This is a genomic window from Chryseobacterium sp. TQ-BC-N36, from assembly GCF_058382295.1.
On record NZ_CM178175.1, the window covers coordinates 891,938 to 916,934 of the forward strand.

Below are 24,997 nucleotides of genomic sequence, written 5' to 3' on the forward strand. Positions count from 1 at the left end.
AATTATCTGAAATAAGGTCTGTTGGCAAAAGGAGAAAAAGGCCAGGGAATGGCTAAGAAAATAATAATCAGAGCTGTGGAAAACCAGATACCCATTGTTCTGAATTTTTCTTTATCTGAAAGTTTTCTTTTGGCTAAAGCAGAACCGATTGTGACGATCATGATAGCCGTAAACATCATTGAAATATGGATAAGTCCGAAAAATATATGATCAAACGATTCTTTAGCTTCGTTAAAATGCTGCCAGAAATATTGAATCACCGGGCTCTTAAAATAGAATATCATTCCTAATACCAGCTGTAGGTGGGCTATAGTTGCTGTCCAGTGCCTTACGGTATTATCTGTTTCTGTAAACTTTCTGTTTAAAAAATATCCTTTGAAAGAACGGTAAACAGCATAAATCAAACTTATTAAGACCAGCCATCGCGTGAAAGAATGTAAAAAAGTAAGCGTTTGATACATCGTTTATTTTTTTGATCAAAGCAAAGGTATAACAAAAACATACTAATTAGTATGTTTTTGAATAAAAAAATTATTGCAGTGTTTTAAAATAAGACTTAAGTCCTTTTAAATAAGTAAGATAAACTTCTTTAGAATTTTCTAATTTACCAAGATTTCTTACTCCCCAATAGCCTGAAATGACAAAAACACTCACTTCTTTGGCACTTACTTCTTTTCTGATTAATCCGGTTTTTTTACCCTGTTCAATACTTTCGGCAAGAGCAAGTTCCCATTCTTTTGAAAGATCATGCAAGGCCTGTGTAAAAGCATTATGCCATGGTGCCATTTGCTGCACGAAATTAGAAGTTGGGCAGCCATATTCAACTTTTAAAAAGTCGTTTTCCATCAGAAGATGGTACATCATATCATAGATACTGTCTAAAGGATTCCGGCTGTTTTGAAGAGAACCAATGAAGGTTTTCCTGAAATTCGGTTTCATCAGATCCGTAATAATGGCGAGCCCCATTTCATCCTTGGTTTTAAAATGATAATAAAAAGCACCTTTCGTCACCTGAGTCGTTGCGATAATTTCATCGATACTTGTAGTCTGAAAACCTTTTACATAGATCAATTCGAACGCTTTCTGGAGAATAGTAAGACGGGTTGCTTCGGATTTTTTCATTAAAACTGCTGATTATTATACAAAGGAACAAATTTTAAATGTAAAATAAAACCATCATTATTCTGATAGTTTAATACAATTTAAATAATTTTTATAATACATTTATTCATCGGAAATTTGTCCTGTCAATATCAACAAAATACAAGACAATGAATTTTCAAAAAGAAATACAGATCAATACTGCAGTACAGACTCCTAAAAAAGGACTTCCTGCAGCACTTTGGGCACTAACGATAAGCGCCTTCGGAATAGGAACCACTGAATTCGTTATTGTAGGACTGCTTCCAACAGTGGCTTCCGACCTTGGAATCAGTATTCCTTCTGCAGGACTGCTGGTAAGTCTTTATGCGATAGGAGTGGCTATCGGAGCTCCGATATTAACGGCATTAACAGGGAAAGTCCCCCGCAAAATGCTATTGGTATCTATCATGCTCTTATTTGTTATAGGAAACGGTTTGGCTTCCATGGCTCCCGGTTTTATCACTTTAGTGCTGGCAAGAATACTTACGGGATTTGCTCATGGGGTTTATTTTTCTATTGGTTCTACTATTGCAGCTTCACTGGTTCCTGAAGAGAAAAGAGCTACTGCCATTTCTATTATGTTTGCCGGGCTCACACTGGCGATTGTAACAGGAGTTCCGCTGGGCACATTCATAGGGCAGCATTTCGGATGGAGAGCAACTTTCATAGGTGTTTCAATTCTTGGGATCATTGGATTAGCTGCCAGTCTATTATTGGTTCCCAATAACCTGAAAAACGGAAAAACCGCTTCCTTGAAAAGTCAGTTTAAAGTACTGGGAAACAAACGTCTGATTTTTGCTTTTTTAATGACAGCGATGGGGTATGGAGGAACATTTGTGGTGTTCACCTATCTGTCGCCTATTTTACAGAAAATTACAGGGTTTCAGGAATCAACTGTCACTTTTATCCTGCTGATTTATGGAATTGCTATTGCCTTAGGGAATCTTGTCGGTGGAAAGGTAGCCAATAAAAATCCTCTGAAAGCCCTTCTGTGGATGTTTGCCGCACAGGGACTGGTACTGCTCGCATTTTACTTTACTGTAAGCAGTCCGGTTTTAAGCATCATTACGCTTTTCTTTTTGGGAGCTTTATCATTTGCATCTGTTCCGGGATTACAGCTGCTGGTGGTGCAGATTGCAGAAAGAGAACTTCCGGGAACTGAAGATGTAGCTTCGGGGATCAATATTGCGGCTTTTAATATCGGTATTGCTATCGGGTCTTATGCAGGAGGAATGATTGTTACATCTTCCTTAGGTCTGGCAAGTACGCCATGGATAGGAGCTTTATTTTTGGTGGTAACAGTCTTGATTACTCTATATAGTATCCGTTTAAGCAAGACTAAATAAACGCAAATAAATAATTTTTATATTGATTTTCATATCATGTGCTTAATGCAAAAAGTAAACATCATATATTAGATTTAAGTGAATAAAGAAGTCATCAACAGATTGATGACATGAAGTGGATGGTGTTATGAAGGCAGGTTTTTATCTGCCTTTATTTTTGTTTTTTTATCCTTGTCAAGGTTTAAAACCTTGACAAGGATAATGTGTCATATTATAAACCAAGTAGTTAAAGGCATGCAAATCAAGAAAGGATAAATACAGAATTTTATGTGCTTTATTTTTAGAATAAATATAATATAACGTATGAATAATAACAGGAGATTCTTATCATCAAATTTCATAAATCTCAGCCTCTGTAAATACAAAAAATGTACTTTTCTTAGGCAGATTTTTTGTATCCAGTCCGGTGAATTTACTGAACGCTGGCAGTAATAACTGGTTGCTGCTGAGAGCAAAGCAGGGAAGCCTGATATTTTTGACTTTAGAATTCAGTACAATTCCGGGGTGGATATGTCCTGTAATCTGAAATTCCGGTCTTACATGATCAAAATCATGAATGAAAGTAATATTATTTATTTCAAGGCACTCGGAGGTATGGTTAAAACATAATTTTTCTTCCAGAGCTTTTGAAATCCGGTCATGATTTCCTTCAATAAGGTAGAATTGTATATCAGGATATTGGGATTTCCAAATGCAGAACTCATCTACGTCAGAATTGTCTCCTGCATGAAGCAAATCCCCAACCACAATAAACTTTGCAGGCTGAAAATATTCAATCAGTAATGATAACCTTTCCAGGTCACTTTTCATAATGTGATTGGCCAGTGCAATACCATTTTTACGGAAATGAGCTGTCTTTCCGATGTGAAGGTCAGAAAGAATGAGTGCTTTTTCTTTTTCCCAGAATGCCGCACGCTGATTGGTCAGAATGAAAGTCTCATTTTGAATGGAAATAGTTTTGGTGGCTATACACACTTTATAAAAATTGAAAATTTGTTTAAAGTTAAGCTTTATTGATCAAATCAACTCACTCTGCGGCTTACATGAAAATTTTCATCAAAGACATAGGTTAAAGGAAAGCCTGTAGCAATTTCTCTTTCCAGAATTTCTTCAGGGGAAAGATGTTCCAGATACATGATCAGCGCACGGAGACTGTTTCCATGGGCTACAATCAGTACATTTTCACCCTGCTTCAATAACGGCCTGATCTGACTTTCAAAATAAGGAATCACCCTGTTGTAGGTATCTTTAAGACTTTCTCCTCCCGGAGGAACGACATCAAATGATCGTCGCCAGATATGAACCTGTTCGTCTCCGTATTTTAAAGCCGTTTCCGCTTTGTTAAGCCCTTCAAGATTTCCGTAAGAACGTTCGTTTAAAGCTTTATCCTTTACAACCGGAATATCGGGATTTCCTATTTCATTCAGAATGATAGAGAGGGTATGCTGAGCCCTGATGAGAGCAGAAGTAAAAGCGATATCTATTCTCTCTCCCTTTAAAGCAAGGCCTGCTTTTTTTGCCTCTTCAATACCGGTCTCTGTTATATCGATATCTTTCCAGCCTGTAAACCTGTTTTCGAGGTTCCAGAGTGACTGTCCGTGACGGACCAAGAATAATTTTTCCATTATTTAAATTTTATTTACCACTTCTAAGGTATACTCTAAGTTACGATGATTATTTAAACTTATCAAGAAAATTAACTTAGAATATTAGGCTAAGAATAAGATTAAAACGATAGGTTTTTTATTTGATTTTATAAATTTTAGAATCTGGCAAAGGCGCAAATTTTATATAATCCATTTTTATTTAAGGCGCAAGAAAATCAAAGATTTTGAGCAAGATTAACGTGACTAAATTTTATCGGAGATAAAATCTTTGCGCCTTAAACGTTATTATTATCAATTTTTTGCGTATTTGCGATAAACAAATATTCATCGGCATATCTGTTCTTAAAGAAAACACATTAATTGATTATAAAAGATCACTTATATTGGATAGCTTCAGCATTCTTTTAATCCTTGCATCAAGTCCTTCACTGGAAAGGGTCTGCCTCAGACTGTCCACTTTAATCGGAAAGCTGAGCGGAGTAAAGGAACGGGAGTATTTTAGAATAATTTCTGACTTTTCAATCCTTTTAAAAGCTTCTACAAGGCGCTGCTCCTGAAGCTGCATATTAAAGACTTCCGTGTAAGCCTGCTTTATTAAAAAATGATTGGGATCGTGGTCTTCCAGTACTTTAAAAATCAGTCCGGCAGAGCTTTGTAATGATTTATTAGAACGCTGTTGGCCGGCATAGTTTTGGATAACCATTCCTGAAATCACCGCAATATCCCGGAATTTTCTCCTTGCCATTTCTGCAGAATTAATACTCGCAATGACATCATTCATCAGATTATCACGGGTTAAAATCTGTTGCAGATTCTCATCATTTAATGGGATTTCTTTATCACTGAACAACTCAAATCCATAATCATTCATTGCCATAGAAAAGGAAATGGGAGCCAGCTTTGAGATGCGGTACGCAATCAGTGCGGCCATTACCTCATGTACCAGGCGGCCTTCAAAAGGATACATAAACAAATGGTATCCTTCCCGGTTTTTAATCATTTCTACCAGAAATTCATTTTCTTTAGGGATGTGGGAATTCTTTTCCTGATTCGCTAATAATGGATGCAGAAATTTAAGCTCTTTTTCTGAAGCCTTAGGGCTTAAAGCATGGGAGAGTTTTTCTCTTAAAAAATGCCCCAGATTGGTACTTAAAGGAAGCCTTCCTCCAAGATAGCTCGGAACCAAAGCCCTTCCTTTAGCAGATCTTACATAGACGGTCATATCTTTGATCATGGCGACTTCCAGAGTACGTCCGGCCAGAATAAATTTTTCTTCTTTTTTAAGTTTTGAAATAAAATATTCTTCAATCATTCCGATATAGCCTCCGGAAATAAATTTCACCTTCAGCATCGCATCACTTACAATCACTCCCATATTCATTCTGTGAAGCATAGCGATCTTTCTTGAGGTTACTTTATAAAGGCCATCCTCCATAATAACGATTTTATGGAACTCTTCATAGCTTTTCAATACGCTGCCGCCAATGGTAAGAAATTCAAGAATACTTTTCCATTCTTCATCAAGGATTTCCTGAAAGGCATATACTTTTTTGATTCTTTCATACAGCTCATCCGGATAAAAACCGTCTCCCACGGCCAATGTCATCAGAAACTGAACCAGTACATCAAAACATAATACCTGTGGCTCCCTGGGTTCAACTACTTTCTGTTTTACCGCTTCTTTTAAGGCTGCAACTTCAATCAGTTCCAGAGAATGGGTAGGAACGCAATAGATTTTTGAGGTTTCAAAAGGGGAGTGGCCACTGCGTCCCGCTCTTTGCAGAAATCGGGCTACTCCTTTGGCAGATCCTACCTGAATAACGGTATCAACAGGTTTAAAATCAATTCCAAGGTCGAGGGATGATGTAGAAACTACAGCTTTTAATTTTCCTGAACTCAGATTTTCCTCAATCCAGATTCTTAGATGAGCATCGATAGAACTGTGATGGATAGCGATCTGCCCTGCAAAATCCGGATGGGCATCCAGTAAAAGCTGATACCACATTTCACTCTGACTTCTTGTATTGGTAAATACAATGGTGGATTTTGAGCCCAGAATAATCGGAACAACTTTATCTGCAAGTTTATTTCCAAGATGCCCTGCCCAGGGCAATATTTCAATTTCATCCGGGAAAACCGAAAGAATATCTATTTTTTTGTGTTCTTTGGCAGTAATTTTTATCTTTTTAATATCAAAAGGAATAAGAACTTCCATAGCTTCATCCAGATTCCCTATAGTAGCAGTGATCCCCCAGATTTTAATCTTCGGAACATATTTTCTAAGCTGGGAAATGGCAAGTTCTACCATGACACCGCGCTTTGAGCCCAGTAATTCATGCCATTCATCTACAGCCACACATTTCATATCCCTGAAAAAGGTTTCATGGTTTTTCTGGGCCAGCAGTAAATGAAGACTTTCAGGAGTTACAACAAGAATTTCAGGCATTTTCTTTACCTGCTGTTGTCTTACTTTCGGATCAGTATCTCCGTTTCTTACGCCTACAGACCAATCCAGTCCGATTTCATCAATAGCTTCCTGCATCGCCTTTGCAATGTCTTTGGACAGGGACCTGAGCGGCGTGATCCAGATCATTTTCAATCCTTTTTTGTATTGTTCAGGATGATTCAGGAAATCTGAAACCAATGCTAAAAAGACTGAAAAAGTCTTTCCAAAACCGGTAGGTGCGACTACCATTCCGCTATATCCGTTTTCAAACTTCTTCCAGGTTTCCAGCTGGAATTTAAAGGGTGCTATATCTTTATCGGCCATCCATTGCTGAATGATCTTAAATCCGTCGGTATGTTCGAAAGCTGCCAATTTATATTTTGATTTAAATTTTTACCGCTAAAGACGCTAAGATTTTATAGTATATGATCTATTCTTTGTTCGCAAGGGCGTTTCACTTAGCAAAGATAATCTCTTCTTATCGCTGAACGAAGTACCTTTGCGAACGAAAATATTAGAAATAACTTTAAAAACCTTTGCGTTCATTGCGTTAATGTATTACTGTATTAATTTTTTAATCTCTTCCAAATTATCAATTTCATCTACTGTTTTATCTTTACGCCATCTTACAATTCTTGGAAAACGGAGGGCTACACCGCTTTTATGCCGGTTACTGAAACCTATCCCTTCAAACGCAATTTCGAAGACCAGCTCTGCTTTTACTGTTCTTACAGGACCGAATTTCTCGACAGCATTTTTGGTCACAAAACGGCTCACTTCCATGATTTCTTTATCTGTCAACCCCGAATAGGCTTTGGCAATGGTAACCAAAGTATCTCCGTTTTTCACAGCAAAAGTATAATCGGTATAGTAAGCACTTCTTCTTCCACTGCCTTTCTGAGCATAAATTAGCACTGCATCAATCGTAAACGGATTGATTTTCCACTTCCACCAGTCACCTTTTTTCCTGCCGGAATGGTAGGGGGAGTTTTTCTGCTTCAACATCAATCCTTCACTGTTTACATCCCTTGAATTTTCTCTGAGATCATTAAGTTCTTGCCATTTTTCAAAGTTCAGGCTTCTGGAAATGCTTATAATTTGGGGATTTTCATTTAACAGTAATTCTTCAAGCAAAGCTCTTCTTGCAGAGATCGGCTTCTCCCTCAGATCATTATCTTCAAGTTCCAGCAGGTCATAGGCGAAAACCTCTATAGGGATTTCTGCCAGCATTTTCTTAGTTAAAGTTTTTCTGTTCAATCTTTTTTGTAACTCGTTGAAATTTAAAACCCTACCATCCTTTACTGCAAGTATTTCTCCATCCAGTACAAAGTTGCCTTTCATGCCCTGTACAACTTCTCTGATCTCAGGAAACTGGTCTGTCACAAGTTCTTCGCCTCTTGACCAGATGAAGACTTCATCATTTCTTCTGATAATCTGCCCGCGTATTCCGTCCCATTTGTATTCCACAAGCCATTCATCAGGATTTCCCAATTCTTCCGGTTCTTTTTCCAAAGGATAGGCAAGACAAAAAGGATAAGGTTTTGAGTTATCAGGATTAACGTTTTCTGCATCTATCAATTCTTTGAATGAAACTTCATCGGGCAGCCATTTTCCCATTAAACTGTGCATCAATGCGCTCGGCTCCTGACCTGAAAATCTGGTCAATGCATTGATTAATGTTTTATCTGATACACCAATCCGAAAACTTCCGCCAATTAATTTATTGAAAATCAAACGTTCAGTATAATCCAAACCGTTCCATGAGTGAAGTACGAATTCTTTTTTTTCCGCATCTGTTTTGCCTTTCAGATTGACAATGTCATTCATCCATTCTGATAAAGTACGCTCTATTTTTTCCTGTGGAGGGGGAAGGATTAATGATAAGGTTTCACCAAGATCTCCTACAGAAGAATAAGACTCCTGAAACAGCCAGTAAGGAAGTTTTGTGATTTCCAATGCCCACTCTTTCATGTAATTGGTATTTACATTTCTCTTGGGTCTTTTTCCGGTAAACAAAGCAATAAACCACACTTTATCTTCATCCGGAGCGCGTTCCAGATAATCAATGATGGCATCAATTTTAGCATTGGTCTTATTGGTGGTTTCCAGCGCGTTGATAAGGTCTGCAAAGTGTCTCATGATCCCGGGGTTTCAAGGGTTTCTTTTTCAGATTCTTCTTCATCTTCTCCAAACAGTGTTTCTACAACATCAGCCCGGACGCCGATTTCATTCAGATATTTTGAAAAGACTTCCGTCTGCCCGTGAGTAACATGTACAAGTTCAGCTTCGGTTGCTTTTACAGTCTGCAATAATCCTTTCCAGTCTGCATGATCACTCATGGCAAATCCTGCATCTGCACTCCGCCATCTTCTGGCACCGCGAACCTGCATCCATCCGGAGCATATTGCTGTGGCCGGATCAGGAATTTTTTTGATGATGTTGCTGTCGAGTAAAGCAGGCGGTACTATGACGATTTCATGCTGCATTTCTTTCGGACGTTCCCTGAAATCTGCAATCGTGTATTCAGGAAGATCAATTCCTACAGTTTCAAAGGCTTCATTCAGTTTTCCGATAGAATAGTGAACATATATTTTTCCCAGTTCTTCCACTGCTGTCATGATACGCTGAGCTTTCCCCAGAGAATAGCCTATAAAAACGGAGGTTTTATTATTCTCTTTATTTTTCAGTACCCAATTCTGCAGTTTTGCATTTAAATCAGGAACTTCCAGCCAGTTGTAAACGGGGAGGCCAAAAGTACTTTCTGTCACAAATTCATTACATTTTACCAGCTCAAATGGAGTGCTCAGTCCATCATCCTGAACTTTATAATCTCCCGAAATTACGGTCACATATCCTTTATACTCAATTCTTATCTGGGCAGAACCGATAATATGTCCGGCAGGATGCAGGGAAAGTTTCACTCCATTGATGGTAATAACTTCTCCATATTCAACGCTCTGACATTCGATATCCGTTCCGATTCTTTGATGCAAAATAGGTTTTGTAAAATGATGACAAAGATATTTTTTCATTCCCCAACGGGCATGATCGGCATGGCCATGAGTGATAACCGCCATATCAACAGGTCGCCAGGGGTCTATATAGAATTTTCCCTGAGGGCAATAAATTCCTTTTTTTGTAAATGTGATTAATTTCAATGGTGTGACTGGTTTTATAGAATAAGCTTCAAAAACTTAACCAATTTACAACAAACGGTTTATTTTTTTTAAATTGTCAATTGAAATATAATGGACAATGTTCTTTTGTATGAGAGATTTTTCATGAGAGATTTTGGCTAAAGCCAATGATGATATTTCTTTTTATTAAATGGGCTAAAGCCCATTCCTATTGATATTAAAAAAGCTGTTTCAATTTTAAAACAGCTTGTATAGTTTATTTTTCATTCAGGACATCGTTTACGAAGTCGATCCATTGATAATCAGGGATCGTTTTGTCTATAAAATAATCAGGCTGAACACCTTTTCCGTCAATAGCCATTTCGGGAATGCGGAAACTTTTAGAGAGGGAATAACCTAATTTAAATTCGTTACAGGGAGAATTTACGAAATACATATTGGAAATATCAAGCACGCCTGCTGTGGTTGTTCCGAAAAGCTTGACTTTTTTACTCTGCTTGGCAGCCAGTAAAAACTCTTCGGCAGTACTACCGTTACCATCATTGATGATAATTCCAACATTTTTCGGAAAAGGCGAAATTTTATCCAGCTTGTTAATTCCTACCATATTTCCATCATCCTGAAGGCTAACAAACTTGCCTAAGTTACGGGTTAGTTTATCATAAGCTTTTTTCAGATATTCTCTTTCTTCCTCCGGTATTCCGTATTTCTGGTAATTCTCATACAGATCCAGCATTCTCTGATTATTCAGTTTCGTAGAATAAAACTGTGTTCTGATGCTTCTGATAGGATTGGTATAGAGGTAGGGTATAATTTTATCAAAACTGCTGTCACTGCCGCCACCATTATTTCTGATATCAATAATCAGATTTTCTGTACTTTCAATTTTAGATTGATTGGCTGCAATAACGCTGTCTATATCTTTTTTTAAAGCACCATTGAAAGAAGGAATTCTTAAAAGAAGCGTTGATTTGTTAAGCACTTTCAGAAAAGGCTTTTGTGCTTTTATTGTTTCAAAGTATGTTTCAACACCTTCTTCTTTTTCAAATTGGGGTGAAATTCTTTTCAGGGTAAACTCATTCAAACCAAGATAATTTTTTCCAATTAACCTTATATTATTTATTTCCTGGGCTGATTTGTTTCTCAAATAAAAGGTTCCTGAGGCTTTATCAGCTTTAATAACCAGTTTCAATTCATAAGGTTTCCAGTTTTCTGCTCCGGATGTAATAATAAAGCCCTTATAACTATCTCCGAATTTCTTGATTCCTATTGTGTAAGGTTCGGTTCCCCAGATTCCTTCAATATCCGAATCTTTTTTAGTCAGAACTTCTTTTTTTAATTTTTCAAGATCAACTTTTACCGTTTCTGTTTTTATATTTTCAACAGCTGCAGGTGGATTTTGCTCACTGGTATTTTCAATTTTTGAGATTGAAAAATGTCCTGATCTGAAGAATTTAAGCCATTCATAAAGGGTCTGCTGACATTCAGTATCTGATTTTGCATTTTTTATTCTGTTCAGAAATTCATTGTTATGCGCCTGATAAGCCGGAATTCCCTTTTTATCAATCATATATTGATATCCGGCATCATTTCCCTCGAATGTTTTTTTCACCCACAGATAATTGCTTTCACAATTACAGTTTTGAGCAAGAATAAAAGAAGATGAGGAGATAAAAATTAAAAGGAGTGTTTTAATTTTATACATACGTTGGCTTTTAGTTTTAAAATTTATATCTATAACGATAATTCTATTTTTTTATGATGTAAAAAATAGCGTTATTCAAAAAACAATCTATTTCTGAACTTTCCAGCAATATAAAAATGAACTTTCAGACAATATAGCCCTTACTTAAATCTATGAAATTTGTACCATCATTAAAAAAGAATACAATGAGTAAAACAATTTTAATTACAGGTGCAGCAAGTGGATTCGGAAAGATTGCTGCTTTTGATCTTGCTAAGAAAGGGCATAAGGTGATTGCCACTGTACAGGTCTATCCTCAGATGAGTGATTTAATCCGTGAAGCTAAAGAACATGGAATTGATCTTACAGTGGATAAACTTGATGTAACCAGTCAAAGAGATATCGATTATATCCTGAAGAAATATGAAATAGATATCCTAATCAGTAATGCCGGAATTATGGAAGGCGGTCCCATTGCGGAACAGCCGGTAGACATTATCCGCTCTATGTTTGAAGTGAATGTGTTTGGTGCATTGAATCTTGCTCAGGGCTTTATCAAAAAGTTTGTTGAAAAGAAAAGGGGAAAGATTGTTTTCACTTCTTCAATGGGAGGTTTATGGACAGTTCCTTACGTAGCAGCTTATTGTTCTTCCAAACATGCACTGGAATCCATTGCAGAAGGGTTGAGAACCGAGCTGGCTCCATTTAATATCAAGATTGCAACCTGTAATCCGGGCGTATTCGGAACAGGCTTTAATGACAGGGGAGTAGACTCTATTTTCCACTGGTATGATCCGAAGGTCAACTTTACACCAGAATCTGTTTTTGACGGTGCTGCTGAATCTTTAGCACACCAGCTTGATCCGCAGTCTATGGCTGAAGTGATTGTAAATGTAGCATTGGATGACAACAGTAATTTCAGGAATGTGCATCCAAAGGAAACTGAAGATTTTGTAAAACAGCTTCAGGCAGATGCATGGAACGCAAAAAGCTAGGGGTATGGAACTGAATTATAAAACTGCTGAAAAAGCCCTAAATGCAGCAAGGGAAAGGGCATTATCTATGAATATTCCTGTAAGTATCGCTGTGGTGGATTCCGGAGGACATCTTGTTGCATTGGCAAGATTGGACAGTGTCTACGGCGTGATTGATTTTGCCATCAAGAAAGCAAAAACAGCAGTGATGTTTGGAGTAAACAGCGATATCATGGGAGGAATCATCTCAGAAACAGGTATCCATAGCTATGGAATGCTGAATTCAAATGAAGGACTTCTGACCATTGCTGGCGGTGTTGTTTTAAAAGATAACGGCGGAAAGATCATAGGTGCCATAGGCTCCTCAGGAGGAACTCCGGAGCAGGATAAGGAAATTGCAGAAGCGGGAGCGCAGGCTATGGCTTAAATTTCAGATATTTGCATCATGGAAAATACTTCTGAGATTATATTTGACAAACTGGTTTATTCATGTGCTTTTGAATCTTACAGAGGCCATGAGGAGTTTATTCCTGACCATTTTCTGGGATTTCAGATCTCAGGGGAAACTCATGCCTTCCATGAGCAAGGAAAGACGGTAATTAAAGAAAATACAGTGGTTCTGGTCAGAAAGAATCAACTGATCAGGACGGTCAAACATCCATCTGCCAAAGAAAAATATCAGTTTGTTTCTATTACGCTTGATGATGAAACACTGAAACAGTATGCTGCTGAAAATAAAATAGTTGCACGTGCTGATTTTCCAGGTGACCAGCGGTTGTTCTTTGAACCTGATGATTTTTTTAAGAGTTATTTTGCCTCTCTTATTCCCTATATCGACAAGACACAGGAGGTACCTTCAAAACTTGCAGCTCTAAAAGTGAAGGAAGCTATAGAATTACTTTTGCTGAGTAACCCGGATTTTAAAAATCTTCTTTTTGATTTTTCTGAACCTCATAAGATTGACCTTGAAGAGTTCATGAACAAGAACTTCATGTTTAATGTATCGGTAGATGCTTTTGCAAAGCTTACAGGCCGCAGTCTTTCCGGGTTTAAGAGAGATTTCAATAAAATATTTCAGATGACGCCCAAACAATGGCTGAAAGAAAAAAGATTAAAGGAAGCCTATTATTTAATAAAAAACCGAGATAAAAAACCTTCAGATATTTATCTTGATCTGGGTTTTGAGAATTTATCCCATTTTTATTCTTCTTTCAAAAAAAAATTTGGGATGACGACTACAGAAGTATAGAGTAAATCATTAAAAACACAATTTATAGTATAAGCATTGCTTGTTTGCTGGAAATGCAAAGACACAGGATAGAGTTCCTGTGTCTTTGTATCTTCCTTCTATATTATTATATTAAGGAATTATATTTTCTGCCTTATTCCGATGTTCACTGATGATGCTAACCTTCCAGGTTCTGTTTTTCAAAATCATAAAGATTGATTCCCGTTTCTTCATTTTTAATTTTTACGATTCTGGTATTCAGGGGATAGAAAATGAATTCTGCAGCTCCCTGAATTTTTGCTTCTAAAAGGTGTCCTGCCAAAGCGGTGTAATCTTCTCTTCCCAGTGTAATGTGCAGATGAAGAGTCAATTTTCCTTCTATTTCAGAAACATTCCCGGAAATATTGGTGACTTCCATCTGTTCTTTAAAAGTTTTATCCACATATTTTTTGGTTATGGGATTAAAGAATCGGAGAGTAGCTTCACTCACAGCGCCTATTCCGGTCACTTCTCCTGCATGGATTCCCTGATCCTGAATAAAATCTGTTAAGGATTCTACCATATTGGAATGGTTATCAATACTTACGATATAAATATGATCTGCTTTTCTTGCAGACCAATGTTTTCCTTTATAATTGATGATCTCCATTTTATTCTATTGTTTTTAAATAATTGATGATTCCTATGACATCATCCTCACCAAAACCTTTATCGTGTGCATTTTGATATGTTTTTATCAGAGTTTCAGACAGAGGAAAATCAGCACCTGCATTCTTCGCGAGGAGAATATCTTTCAGCATCAGATCAAGAGCAAATGCAGGAGCATACTGATCTGCAATTAACAGAGGGGTTTTTACCTTTGTTGCACCGCTTCCGCTGGCACTTTCATTGATTATTTCCAGCATATCTGGCCGTTCAATTCCTAATTTTCCGGCCAGCAGAACAGTCTCTGCCAACCCCTGATAAATGGCAGACAGAAAATAATTGATGGATAGTTTTCCTGCGATTCCTTTTCCATTTTCTCCCAAATGTTTTACAGATTTCCCCATTTTCAAAAAATAAGGCATAGCACGCTGTATATCTTTTTCTTCACCTCCTGCCATAATAATAAGCGTTCCTTCCTGAGCCGGCAGAGTACTTCCTGCTACAGGAGCATCAATAAAAGAAGCTTCTTTTATTTTCAGAGCTGCTGCAGTTTCTGTAGATGTTTCCGGAGAGATCGTACTCATATCCACAAAGAGCTTTCCCTGAATATTTAAAGGAATAATTTCTTCATATACCGCTTTTACAGCCTTATCGTTAGTAAGCATTGTGAATATAATATCACTGTTTTGTACAAGATCTTTAATTTGAGTACAGACTGTTGATTTTTCTTCAAAGTCTCTGGCTTTTTCAGGGGATCTGTTATATACTGAAAGTGGAAATCCTGCTTTTTCAATATTCTTTGCCATAGGGTGTCCCATATTTCCTAATCCGATGAATCCGATTTTTTCCATTGCCATATTCTTATATTTTAATTATTAAATTACGTAGTATTGATCCTCCGAATAAAAGGATTTACCTGAAAGTAGATAAATGAAATTACAAATACGTTTATTTTGCATCAAAATATCTACCAAATCCCGGTCTTGTAACGTTAAGTTTTAATAATATTTTCAGTCATAAACTTTTTAAACCGGAGAAACTTTCAGAAATTTGCAGCAAATAAGAATTAATGAAGATCATAGATATAGACAGCTGGAACAGAAAAGAACATTTTGAATTTTTCTCTGGTATGGCAAGCCCTTATTTCGGATTTACAACGGAGGTTGACTGCACAAAAGCATATGATACAGCCAAAGAGAAAGGGTATTCATTTTTTGCCTACTATTTTCACAAATCTATGGTGGCAATCAATACAATTGATGAGTTAAAACTCAGAATCGTTGACGGACAGGTTGTTCAGTTTGAGACCGTTCATGCCGGCAGTACGATAGGAAGGCCTGATGGGACATTCGGTTTTTCTTTTACTCATTTCTCAGAAGATTTTGAAGTTTTTAACGCAGCTTTACAGGAGGAGATAAAAGGAGTACATGAAACTTCAGGACTGAGATTAAGCAATGAAAGACTCGGAAAAGATCATGTAAGGCACACTACCATTCCGTGGAATTCCTTCAGCGCCATATTACAGCCTACAGACTTTAATACACAGGAATCTGTTCCTAAAGTTGCTTTTGGAAGGTTCAACATCCGTGATGGCAGAAAATACCTCCCTGTATCTGTAGAAGCACACCATGGATTGGCAGACGGAATTCACATTGCCAGGTATCTGGAAGAATTTCAAAGACAGCTTGACCATTAAAAATCGCACAGCTGGAAGTGAAAATAAGCTGATGTTAACATTTCCCTTTGAGTCCTTTGCTTTTACTGCATGAACTCCATTACGGGAAACCGTAAAGAATATTTCCGGATCTTCAATACATTTGGGCTAATATATTGCTATATTAGAAAATTGATTTACAATCAAAAAAACTAATGACCATCACTCAAATGTATTAAGATGAACAATTTTGAAAATCCGGACCTTCAGGTTCCCGCTTCGAAAGCAATAGAAAAGGAGAGCTGCTCTTTAAAAAGAATTTTATCGGAAATTCCCTCCAATGACATTAAAGATGTCACGGGAATGAATACCCATAGCTTATGGGCAAAGAACGGTGTGAAACGTTATCATGATAAGCACTGATATTTTTATGCCAAACGACCCGCTTCCATTACCAACAGATTATTCTATTATTGATGTTTCCGGAGATCCGGATATTCCGATCAATTTTGGAAATGAGCATTCATTTTCTGATACTTCTGCTGAAAATTTTAACCCATCTTATAATTCTGATCTACGGAAAATAGGAAAAAAATACAGAAGAAAGCTCAGCCTTAATGAAGAACAGGCAGCAATGCTGGATAAAATGTCTTTTACAGAAAATGTTTTTAATGAGATTGACTTTTGTAAAATACAGATCATCAAACAGTTCTTAAGAGCTGTTGAATATCTCTATCAAAACTGTATTCCTGTCAATAAATCGTACCCGACAGTCATTGACGAGCTGTCAGAGATCATTGTCTGCATTCGGTATAACTACAGAAAAGACAGCCTGAATTACGGCTATACCTATCAGTCTGTACAAACAGAGATATTGAATCATATTTTGAAATTATGCGAAAATACGGTTCGTGATGTTTATGGTATTAAAAGAAAAATTAATACCGATTTTATCTATAATGAACCCGATATTTTTCATCAATACCATAAAAAAATTGTATCAAAACTTGAAATTTTCCTGACAGAAAACCAATATCAGATTCTTGATGCAGATTATAAAACCAATATTATTCTTAATGAGAATAATACCAACCGCTGGAAGACAAAATTTGATCTGATCAAGGCAGATTATTCCAATCCTTTGGCATTTGAATGGGAAATTTTCAGGCTTTCTGAGGTTAATATCAAGAATCCGTCAGCAGATGCTATATTTTTTGAAGCTTCAAAATTCGTAGCGGAACATGATAAATCCTGTGCATTAAGGCTTTATATCCATTATCTGGAAAAAGATCTGAATTCTCCTAAATTTGATAAAAGAGAGTTTCCCAAAAGCATTCAGAAAAATCTGTTTCCCACGGAAGACCTACTTGTGGATTTTGAAAATATTCTGAATGAATTTATTGTTAGCAGAAATATCAAAACTGCTGTTGAAAAGGTCTGCCAGCTCTATTTGCCTAAAAGAAAAAAGATCACAATTGATCCTGAAGCTATCAGGGATATTCAGGTTCAGCATTCTGAGATGGCTCATATTTTGGGGCAGATTCTGAATAATGAAGAGGAAGAAGAAACAGTTTTAAAAACGATGGAAACCGTTAATGAAAGAGAATCCACAGTCACTGTCATTCATCAGGTTTCAGAATTTCAGCACACAAAATACAGTGATGAACTTCATCTGACAGACGTCCAAAAGAATATTCTGGACTTGTTCGAGAAGCACAGTTTCAATATACTTCAGCAGGATCTTCAGGATTTTATCAAAGCAAAAGGCCTTTTTATGGGTTCTACGATAGATTCTATTAATGAATGCTGCTTTGAAATCCTTGATGATATCCTGATTGAGGAAGAAGACGAATATTTTATTATTAACACTAATTATTACAAAAAACTTTTAAACAATGATTGACAATATTAAACCTAAAGAAGCTGCTTCTGTGATCAACTCTCTGGTAAGCGGAGTAGTCCCGAAAATAGGAGTACAACATATTACCGTAGGAAGATCAGAAGAAATAAACGCTTTTATCGGTTCTCTGGAAGATGTGAAAAATGGGCTGAGCCTTGTGAAATTCTGGATCGGAGATTTCGGAAGCGGAAAATCATTCATGCTTCATCTTCTGAATACAGTAGCCTTAAAACAGAAGTTTGTAGTAGCCAATGCAGATTTTACACCAGATAACAGGCTGTACTCCAATGACGGAAAAAGTGTAATCCTATATTCTGCGATTATGGATAATATTGCTATACAGACCAAACCGGAAGGAGGCGCCCTGCAGACTTTACTGGAGAAATGGATAGAACAGGTAATTGCTAAAACAGCGGAAGAAAATCATCTGTCACTGATGGAAATCCGTAATGACAGGTATCTGGGACTGATTCAGAATGCTATCATGAAAACGGTAAACGAAATTACAGAAACAGGCGGCTTCGATTTTGGTTCTGCTATCGTTAAATATTATGAAGGATACATTCAAGGTGATGAATTGTTGCGTCGGAATGCTTTGAAATGGTTAAAAGGAGAATACAGTACCAAGACTGAAGCCAGGCAGGATCTTGGAATCAGGGAGATCATCAATGACTCCAACTATTATGATATGCTTAAAAACTTCTGTAAGCTTTTTGTAAGCATAGGTTACAGCGGCTTTATGATTAATCTGGATGAAGCCATCAACCTGTATAAAATCTCTACATCAGCGGCCCGTGAAAAAAATTATGAGAAAATTCTATCTATTTACAATGACTGCTTTCAGGGAAAAGTAGCTCATCTTTTCATCAATTTTGCCGGAACAAAAGAATTCCTGGAGAATGAAAGGAGAGGTCTTTTCAGTTATCAGGCACTTAAATCCAGACTTGAAACCAATAAATTCGAAAATTCTGAACTGCGTGATTTTGCACAGCCTGTTATTAAGCTCATGCCTTTGAATCATAATGAGATTTTTGTACTGCTAAAAAAGCTTAAACTGATCTTTGATTTAAATTATAAAACAGAGCTGAATATTACAGATGAAGAAATTTCTGTTTTTATGGAAGAAATGTTCAACAAACCGGGGGCATCAGAGTTCCTGACCCCACGAGAGGTAATCCGGGACTTTTTGAATATTCTTAATATCATCAGACAAAATCCTGAAGCTGATAAAAGAAGGCTTTTTGGAGAAATCGAAATTACAGATGAAAGACCGAATGATTTGATCCTTTTAGACAGTATTGAAGAACTATGACCGCATTCAACCTGCTTTCAGAGCCTATCAGAAAATATATCCGGGATAAAAAATGGGAGAGTCTGAGACCGATCCAGGAAGCTTCTATTCAAAGAATCATATCAACTGATCATAATTACATTCTAATATCCAGAACAGCTTCAGGTAAAACAGAAGCTGCTTTTCTGCCTATCTTATCCAAAATAAATTTTAAAGAACCCGGTGTAAAGGTTCTCTATATCTCACCTTTGATTGCTTTAATCAACGATCAGTTTCTCCGGGTAGAAAGTCTTTGTGAGTATCTTGATGTTCCTGTTACCAAATGGCATGGTGAAGCGTCTAAAGGAGCCAAAGAGCGTCTTTTAAAAAATCCGGAAGGAATCGTTCTTATCACTCCGGAATCTCTGGAAGCCATGTTCGTGAATAAGCCTTATAATATATATCATCTTTTTTCTTCTCTGGAATATATTGTTATTGATGAGATTCATGCATTCCTGGGCTCTGACAGAGGAACCCATCTCCGGTCTTTACTGAGCCGCCTTCAAAAAGTGAATATTAAAAAATTCAGTATTGTAGCCCTTTCTGCTACCGTCAGTGATGCCAGGCAATACATAGAATTGAAAGAGTTTCTGGGAGATACTGATCACACGAAAGTGATAAGAGATACCACACCCAAGCCAATCAGTGCTGTATTCAAATATTTTCCGGGATCAGCAGAAGAATTGCCACTGGCTTTATTAAAAGATCTTTACACCAGAACCAGGGAAAGTAAAGTTCTTATATTTCCGAATGCCCGTGGAAGGGTAGAAGAGGTTGCTGTAAAGCTAAAACAGATATCAGAGAAAGTAGGGGGGCACAATAACTATTTTTCACACCATTCTTCCGTAGACAAGGAAGTCCGTGAGTATGTAGAGTTTTTTGCGAAGAATTCTACCCTGCAGAACTTCTGTATTTCCTGTACTTCAACACTGGAACTGGGAATAGATATCGGAAATGTGGATGAAGTCGTTCAGATTGATGCTACCCACAGTATTGCTTCTCTAATCCAAAGGGTAGGAAGAAGCGGAAGAAGAGAGGGAAAAGCCAGTAATCTATACCTGTATGCAACAGAAGAATGGAGTTTACTGCAGTCTCTAGCCTGCTGGATGCTATACCAGGAACAGTATATAGAACCTGTTTCTGTGAATAAAAAACCTTATGATGTTCTGGTCCATCAGCTTTTATCTATTGTGAAAGGATCTTCAGGGATTTCTTTATCCATGCTTCTGCAAGACATTGCAGAAAATTCCGCATTTTCAAATATCAGCAGGGAAGAGACTGAAGATATTATCCATTATCTTACAGATATTGAGTTTTTTGAGAAGCTGGGTAACGAACTGATCATAGGGATTGAAGGAGAAGAAGTTGTGAATCATAAAGATTTCTACAGCCTTTTTGACACTCCTGTATTTTTTAAAGTTTCCAGCAACGGAGTAAAAATAGGGGAACTTCCTTTATCACCGCAGATCAGGGAAAATGAGAACATCTATCTTTCAGCTAAGATATGGAGCATCAAGGATATTGATTACCGAACAAAAAAAATAGAAGTGCTGCCGGCTAGCGATGGCAAAAAGCCAAAGTTTTTTGGTGATGCTGCTGATACGGCACACCGGATCAGAGAAAAAATGCTTGAAATTCTTATTTCCGGAGAACAGTACGATTTTCTGGATGAGACAGCAAAGCATACCATTGCTCTTCTTCGAAATGAATTTTCGGTATTTAGCTTTCATGATTTCAAGATAGAAAGGCCTCTTCTCAACCATAACGGAAGACTTACTTTTTATTCTTTTACCGGTTCAAAGATCAACCGAACGCTAAAGTTGATGTTAGACAGCATGAACGTAGAGGTTACATTTGATGATAAAGACAGCTCGTTCACAACAGACGATCTTGCTGTGGAAGAGCTGGTAACCATTCTTTCCGACCCCACACTTAGCAGGAATACAGATGAAATATTAACAGGTTTAATAGAAAATCTGCCGGGAATTATTGATTTTTCCAAATGGGGAAAATATCTTCCCGTCATATATCAGGTTAAATTATTAAGAGATAAATATTTTGATTTTGAAGGATGCCATACGTACCTCCGGAACCTGAAAATAATAACAAACCCATGACAAAGCGTTAATAAAGCCGGATAGATTCCGGCTTTCATCTTAATAATAGATCTTCCGCCGCTCTATCTTTACAATCTGATCCTTTTCCATTTGCTTTATAGTTCGTATTACTGTTTCTACACATAAACCGGTAAGTGAAGCCATCTGCTGACGGGTAAGAGGAATCTGGAAGGAGTAAGGTTTTTTATGATCCTGATAGCTTTTCAGATAGTCCATCAGCAGCTTCAGTTTGGTAACAGGATTTTGAAAAGAAAGATTATATAACATAATGTACTTATAATACATTCTTTCAGCCAGACACTCATAAATATTCAGCGAAACTTCAGGGTTATTTCGGATCAGGTTCAGAAAGTTCTGTTTAGACATTCTGTAAATAGCTGAGTCTTCCAGTACAACAGCATTCATAGGGTAAGGTCTGTCTACAAAAAGAAGAGATTCTCCAAAGCTGTGTCCTTCTGAGAAAATATTCTGGATAAATTCCTTTCCTTCTTCTGTATAATTGTTGAGTTTAATTTTACCTTTTTTAATCTGGTAATAATACATTGGAAGCTCTTTTTCACGGAAAATAACATCTCCTTCTCTGTAGTTTTTAATTTCAGCTCCAAATGAAACTAATAAATTTTCAATGATCATAGCAGTTATTTATTTTCAGTTACAATTTTAAAACCTTTAAAAAACCTTTTTCATCATTCAAAAATTTTAAAAATAAAGGAACATGGATTTTATTTATTCTCCTTAAAATGTGGTACCACACATATACCACATATTTTTATTTTCTGGATGATTATTCTGAGAATATTGATTGAAATCATAAAAACCAAACTAATGAATCCACTACATTTACATCCTCCTCATCAATAGACACAGATAATGGAAAACAGGCTGATAAAAGCTGTTATGATATTTTGTTTAAAATATAACGTGGTATCTATGTGGTACACAGTTTTGATAGAATTTTAATCATTTTTTCTTTCTTTGCCTGTATAAAAATGAGACAAAATTCACATGTGGATTTTTTTAACATAATCATTCAACAATATAACCTATACGCTATGATTTATTACATTATATTAACTAAAACCGATGAAATTTTGAATACATCAAAATTATTTCACTTTTAATATTAAATCAGCCAAACACAGACAGATAAGAGAAAAAAAGACTTTGTACTGATGCACAAAGGATGTTGCATCTGAAATACGTAGAGATGAGAAAGTATTATGAAAAATAAAAAACCTGAACCGAACATAGAGGATTTGAATCAGAAGATTCTTGTACAAGACGAAATAATGGCATTAGCCAAAGCCAATTCTCCCCGCTTACTAAATAAATTCAGGCTCGTCTATCCTGATTTTTTTAAAAAATTATCTGCCATACAGCCTTCACTGAAAAATTCTGAACTGATCTTTTGTATTTACCTTAAGCTCAATATGACTACTAAGGAAATTGCAACCTGTATTTTTGTGACCCCAAAGGCGATACAAAACAGAAAAAACAGGATCAGAAAAAAACTCAATATCCCTTCGGAATTTGATATTTATAAATGGTTTAATGAAATTTAAACCATTTTTTTTTAGAATTTTATGACAGCTTTATCGAGATCATGATACAGAAGGATTTTCCAATGGTTTTCTCTTGCCTCTTTTTCCCATTTCAACCTCAGTTCCATGGCTCTTCTCCCGTCAAAGTCACTTTTATAAGCCAAATGATACTTTAAGTAAGAAGCCTGCGGAAGATCATCAGCACCATAGAAAACAGTTTCTCCATTTTCCCTGATCCAGAAAACCTGCATAAACGGAGTGTGCCCGCCTACTACTTCATATGAAATTTCATCTGTGATCTGTCCCTGATCTTCATCCATCCAGATAATATTGGGCAGTTGAATCAATTTTTCCAGCATGTCAAAATCAAAAGACGGATTGCCTTTCTGTTCCATTGCAAAATCCAGTTCGCGTTTCTGTATATAAATCAGCGCATTGGGAAAGACCGCTTCAAAACCATTATCCATAAGCCTTACTGCTCCTTCAATATGATCTTTATGAAGATGAGAAAACAATACCTTTGTGATTTGTTCAGGGCTGATATTTTCTCTTTCCGTGATTTCGGAAATAACTGTTGTTCCCGTTTCATTTTTCCAGCCGATACCTGCATCCAAAAGGATATAATCACTTTCAGTAATGATAAGAAACGGCTGTACAGACATCTTAATTCCTCCAACCTGATCAAAATTTTCATCTGTTAAAAGTGTAAAATCCTTGGTTTTACTGGCCGAAAAATTACCTTCTTTGAGCGGAATGATTTTCATATTGCAAATTTCCTTAATATTTCTAATTATTCAAAAGGTTTTCATCAATACATACCATCAATAAAAACAATCATACTGCTGTATTCTGAAAATCATTCTATTTATTGTTATTCCGGCATTATTTATTATAATGCAAAAGCAAAAAACCATAAATTTCTTTTTTTAATGGTTATCTTTGATCTCTTAAAATCTGGCGATATATCATCATGATTAAACAGTCAGGTCACCACTTATTCAAATAAAAAACTTTATAGGTAATGCAGGAGAGTTCTTCCCATGGTATTTCAAGAACCGTCATCTGGCTTATGGCTATCATTTCCGGTCTTGTGGTTGCTAACAATTACTATAATCAGCCATTACTGGCACTTATTTCAGAAGAGCTTCATATCTCTGAGAGCGCAGCGAGTAAGATCTCTGTACTTACCCAGATTGGTTATGCATTGGGGCTTTTGCTGATTGTTCCGTTAGGAGATAAATTTTTCCGTAAGAAATTAATTTTAATAGACCTGTTTCTGGTTTTTGGAGCCCTTTTATGGATGACTTTTGCAAGCCAGCTGTGGATGTTATATGCTGCCAGCTTATTGATTGGGGCAACTTCAGTTATTCCTCAGCTATTTGTCCCTATTGCTGCAGAACTTTCTTCAGATAAAGAAAAATCATCCAATATAGGGCTTGTCATGTCCGGATTATTGCTTGGGATTCTTCTTTCCCGTTTTATAGGAGGAATTGTAGGAGAAGTATGGGGATGGAGAGCCATGTTTGGTATTGCAGCGGGACTGATGATTCTGGTATGGCTGGCTGTTTATAAAATGCTTCCGGAATTATCTCCTAACTTTAAAGGTACTTATAAAGAGCTGATGCGTTCAGTTGTACATCTTGCTAAAACACAGCCCATTCTTCAGCTGGCTTCTTTCAGGGGAGCTATGGCATTCGGGTCTATGTGTGCTCTGTTTACAACGCTGGTTTTCCATATGGAGAAGCCTCCCTTCAATGCAGGATCTTCTGTAGTAGGCAGTTTTGGTCTGGCAGGGGCGGTAGGGGCTTTGGCCGCCGCAAAAGTGGGAAAACTTCAAAAGTACATGGATATTAACAGAATTATCTTGTATTCTTTACTGATCGTTACTGGAAGCTGGGGCTTTACTTATTTTGCAGGAGAAACATACTGGGGGCTGATAGTAGGAGTAATCCTTGTTGATCTGGGGGTCCAGTCGAGTCATATTATGAATCAGACCAATTATTTTTTAATTAAATCAAACGCAGTGAACAGGCTGAATACAGTCTATATGGTTTCTTATTTTATCGGTGGGTCACTCGGAACCTGGCTGGCTTCTATAGCATGGCAAAAAGCTCAATGGACGGGTGTTTGCTTGGTAGGAACAACATTTGGAGTATTGGCACTGATTGCTCATCTTCTGTTCTCTAAAAACGTAAATAAAGTTCAACAGGAACTATAATTTTTTATATTCCGAAGTGTTTAATAA

General features: G+C 36.9%; 23 protein-coding genes. 11 read left to right on the plus strand and 12 right to left on the minus strand.

All coding sequences use genetic code 11. The features are described from left to right. Nucleotides 1-2: 2 nt before the first annotated feature. Nucleotides 3-461 carry a hypothetical protein gene (locus tag AC3FI7_RS03885; RefSeq protein WP_142725757.1) on the minus strand — a complete coding sequence of 153 codons (459 nt, stop codon included), beginning with the start codon at nt 459-461 and terminating at the stop codon, nt 3-5. 70 nt (nt 462-531) lie between these two features. Continuing rightward, nucleotides 532-1,122 (minus strand): TetR/AcrR family transcriptional regulator, encoded by a 591-nt coding sequence (locus AC3FI7_RS03890; RefSeq protein ID WP_491461450.1) that lies wholly within the window; start codon nt 1,120-1,122, stop codon nt 532-534. A gap of 149 nt (nt 1,123-1,271) precedes the next feature. Between AC3FI7_RS03890 and AC3FI7_RS03895 the strand changes: the two genes are divergently transcribed. Further along, nucleotides 1,272-2,489, plus strand: coding sequence for an MFS transporter (locus AC3FI7_RS03895; RefSeq protein WP_491461451.1), 1,218 nt, complete (start codon nt 1,272-1,274; stop codon nt 2,487-2,489). 330 nt (nt 2,490-2,819) lie between these two features. Here the strand turns inward: AC3FI7_RS03895 and pdeM are convergent, their stop codons facing one another. From pdeM to AC3FI7_RS03925, 6 genes are all read right to left on the minus strand, one after another. Next, nucleotides 2,820-3,464: a ligase-associated DNA damage response endonuclease PdeM gene (pdeM, locus tag AC3FI7_RS03900; protein ID WP_491461452.1), complete on the minus strand. Its 645-nt coding sequence runs from the start codon at nt 3,462-3,464 to the stop codon at nt 2,820-2,822. A 47-nt stretch (nt 3,465-3,511) separates the two neighbouring features. Beyond that, nucleotides 3,512-4,114, minus strand: coding sequence for a 2,3-bisphosphoglycerate-dependent phosphoglycerate mutase (locus tag AC3FI7_RS03905; RefSeq protein ID WP_172617120.1), 603 nt, complete (start codon nt 4,112-4,114; stop codon nt 3,512-3,514). Between the two features lie 346 nt (nt 4,115-4,460). After that, nucleotides 4,461-6,866 carry a ligase-associated DNA damage response DEXH box helicase gene (locus AC3FI7_RS03910; RefSeq protein WP_491462084.1) on the minus strand — a complete coding sequence of 802 codons (2,406 nt, stop codon included), beginning with the start codon at nt 6,864-6,866 and terminating at the stop codon, nt 4,461-4,463. A 234-nt stretch (nt 6,867-7,100) separates the two neighbouring features. Beyond that, a complete protein-coding gene (locus tag AC3FI7_RS03915) occupies nt 7,101-8,681 on the minus strand; it encodes an ATP-dependent DNA ligase (protein ID WP_491461453.1) in 1,581 nt (526 codons plus the stop codon). After that, nucleotides 8,678-9,700, minus strand: a complete 1,023-nt coding sequence (locus tag AC3FI7_RS03920; protein WP_343658428.1) for a ligase-associated DNA damage response exonuclease — start codon at nt 9,698-9,700, stop codon at nt 8,678-8,680. The genes AC3FI7_RS03915 and AC3FI7_RS03920 overlap by 4 nt, the downstream gene beginning before the upstream one ends. 235 nt (nt 9,701-9,935) lie before the next feature. Further along, a complete protein-coding gene (locus AC3FI7_RS03925) occupies nt 9,936-11,384 on the minus strand; it encodes a S41 family peptidase (RefSeq protein WP_491461454.1) in 1,449 nt (482 codons plus the stop codon). 185 nt (nt 11,385-11,569) lie between these two features. On the opposite strand from AC3FI7_RS03925, the gene AC3FI7_RS03930 reads away from it, so the two are divergent. From AC3FI7_RS03930 to AC3FI7_RS03940, 3 genes are read left to right on the plus strand one after another with little or no spacing between them, the layout of a single operon-like run. Beyond that, the gene (locus AC3FI7_RS03930) at nt 11,570-12,358 is read left to right on the plus strand and encodes an SDR family oxidoreductase (protein ID WP_491461455.1); all 789 of its coding nucleotides are present in this window, start codon (nt 11,570-11,572) and stop codon (nt 12,356-12,358) included. A 4-nt stretch (nt 12,359-12,362) separates the two neighbouring features. After that, nucleotides 12,363-12,764, plus strand: coding sequence for a GlcG/HbpS family heme-binding protein (locus AC3FI7_RS03935; protein ID WP_142725748.1), 402 nt, complete (start codon nt 12,363-12,365; stop codon nt 12,762-12,764). 18 nt (nt 12,765-12,782) lie between these two features. After that, a complete protein-coding gene (locus AC3FI7_RS03940) occupies nt 12,783-13,586 on the plus strand; it encodes a helix-turn-helix domain-containing protein (RefSeq protein ID WP_491461456.1) in 804 nt (267 codons plus the stop codon). Between the two features lie 157 nt (nt 13,587-13,743). On the opposite strand, the gene AC3FI7_RS03945 is transcribed toward AC3FI7_RS03940, so the two are convergent. Both AC3FI7_RS03945 and AC3FI7_RS03950 read right to left on the minus strand, forming a co-directional pair. Then, a complete protein-coding gene (locus AC3FI7_RS03945; protein ID WP_491461457.1) occupies nt 13,744-14,214 on the minus strand; it encodes a PPC domain-containing DNA-binding protein in 471 nt (156 codons plus the stop codon). 1 nt (nt 14,215) lies between these two features. Continuing rightward, a complete protein-coding gene (locus AC3FI7_RS03950; protein WP_491461458.1) occupies nt 14,216-15,067 on the minus strand; it encodes an NAD(P)-dependent oxidoreductase in 852 nt (283 codons plus the stop codon). Between the two features lie 212 nt (nt 15,068-15,279). Between AC3FI7_RS03950 and AC3FI7_RS03955 the strand changes: the two genes are divergently transcribed. The 5 genes from AC3FI7_RS03955 to AC3FI7_RS03975 all read left to right on the plus strand — a co-directional run bounded on the left by AC3FI7_RS03955 (nt 15,280) and on the right by AC3FI7_RS03975 (nt 21,211). Beyond that, nucleotides 15,280-15,906, plus strand: a complete 627-nt coding sequence (locus AC3FI7_RS03955; RefSeq protein WP_142725745.1) for a CatA-like O-acetyltransferase — start codon at nt 15,280-15,282, stop codon at nt 15,904-15,906. 198 nt (nt 15,907-16,104) lie between these two features. Then, nucleotides 16,105-16,287 (plus strand): hypothetical protein, encoded by a 183-nt coding sequence (locus tag AC3FI7_RS03960; RefSeq protein ID WP_142725744.1) that lies wholly within the window; start codon nt 16,105-16,107, stop codon nt 16,285-16,287. Next, nucleotides 16,274-17,767: a tellurite resistance TerB C-terminal domain-containing protein gene (locus AC3FI7_RS03965; protein ID WP_491461459.1), complete on the plus strand. Its 1,494-nt coding sequence runs from the start codon at nt 16,274-16,276 to the stop codon at nt 17,765-17,767. Before AC3FI7_RS03960 ends, AC3FI7_RS03965 begins: the two co-directional genes overlap by 14 nt. After that, nucleotides 17,760-19,076 (plus strand): ATP-binding protein, encoded by a 1,317-nt coding sequence (locus AC3FI7_RS03970; protein ID WP_142725742.1) that lies wholly within the window; start codon nt 17,760-17,762, stop codon nt 19,074-19,076. Before AC3FI7_RS03965 ends, AC3FI7_RS03970 begins: the two co-directional genes overlap by 8 nt. Beyond that, nucleotides 19,073-21,211, plus strand: coding sequence for a DEAD/DEAH box helicase (locus AC3FI7_RS03975; RefSeq protein ID WP_491461460.1), 2,139 nt, complete (start codon nt 19,073-19,075; stop codon nt 21,209-21,211). The genes AC3FI7_RS03970 and AC3FI7_RS03975 overlap by 4 nt, the downstream gene beginning before the upstream one ends. A gap of 39 nt (nt 21,212-21,250) precedes the next feature. On the opposite strand, the gene AC3FI7_RS03980 is transcribed toward AC3FI7_RS03975, so the two are convergent. After that, complete coding sequence (locus AC3FI7_RS03980; protein ID WP_343658436.1) at nt 21,251-21,844, minus strand: Crp/Fnr family transcriptional regulator; 594 nt, start codon at nt 21,842-21,844, stop codon at nt 21,251-21,253. Between the two features lie 587 nt (nt 21,845-22,431). Here AC3FI7_RS03980 and AC3FI7_RS03985 point away from each other — a divergent pair. Then, nucleotides 22,432-22,773, plus strand: coding sequence for a helix-turn-helix transcriptional regulator (locus AC3FI7_RS03985; RefSeq protein ID WP_142725739.1), 342 nt, complete (start codon nt 22,432-22,434; stop codon nt 22,771-22,773). Nucleotides 22,774-22,784: 11 nt separating this feature from the next. Here the strand turns inward: AC3FI7_RS03985 and AC3FI7_RS03990 are convergent, their stop codons facing one another. Beyond that, a complete protein-coding gene (locus AC3FI7_RS03990; RefSeq protein ID WP_491461461.1) occupies nt 22,785-23,516 on the minus strand; it encodes an MBL fold metallo-hydrolase in 732 nt (243 codons plus the stop codon). A 257-nt stretch (nt 23,517-23,773) separates the two neighbouring features. On the opposite strand from AC3FI7_RS03990, the gene AC3FI7_RS03995 reads away from it, so the two are divergent. Beyond that, nucleotides 23,774-24,970 (plus strand): MFS transporter, encoded by a 1,197-nt coding sequence (locus AC3FI7_RS03995; RefSeq protein WP_491461462.1) that lies wholly within the window; start codon nt 23,774-23,776, stop codon nt 24,968-24,970. The last annotated feature ends 27 nt before the right edge of the window (nt 24,971-24,997 follow it).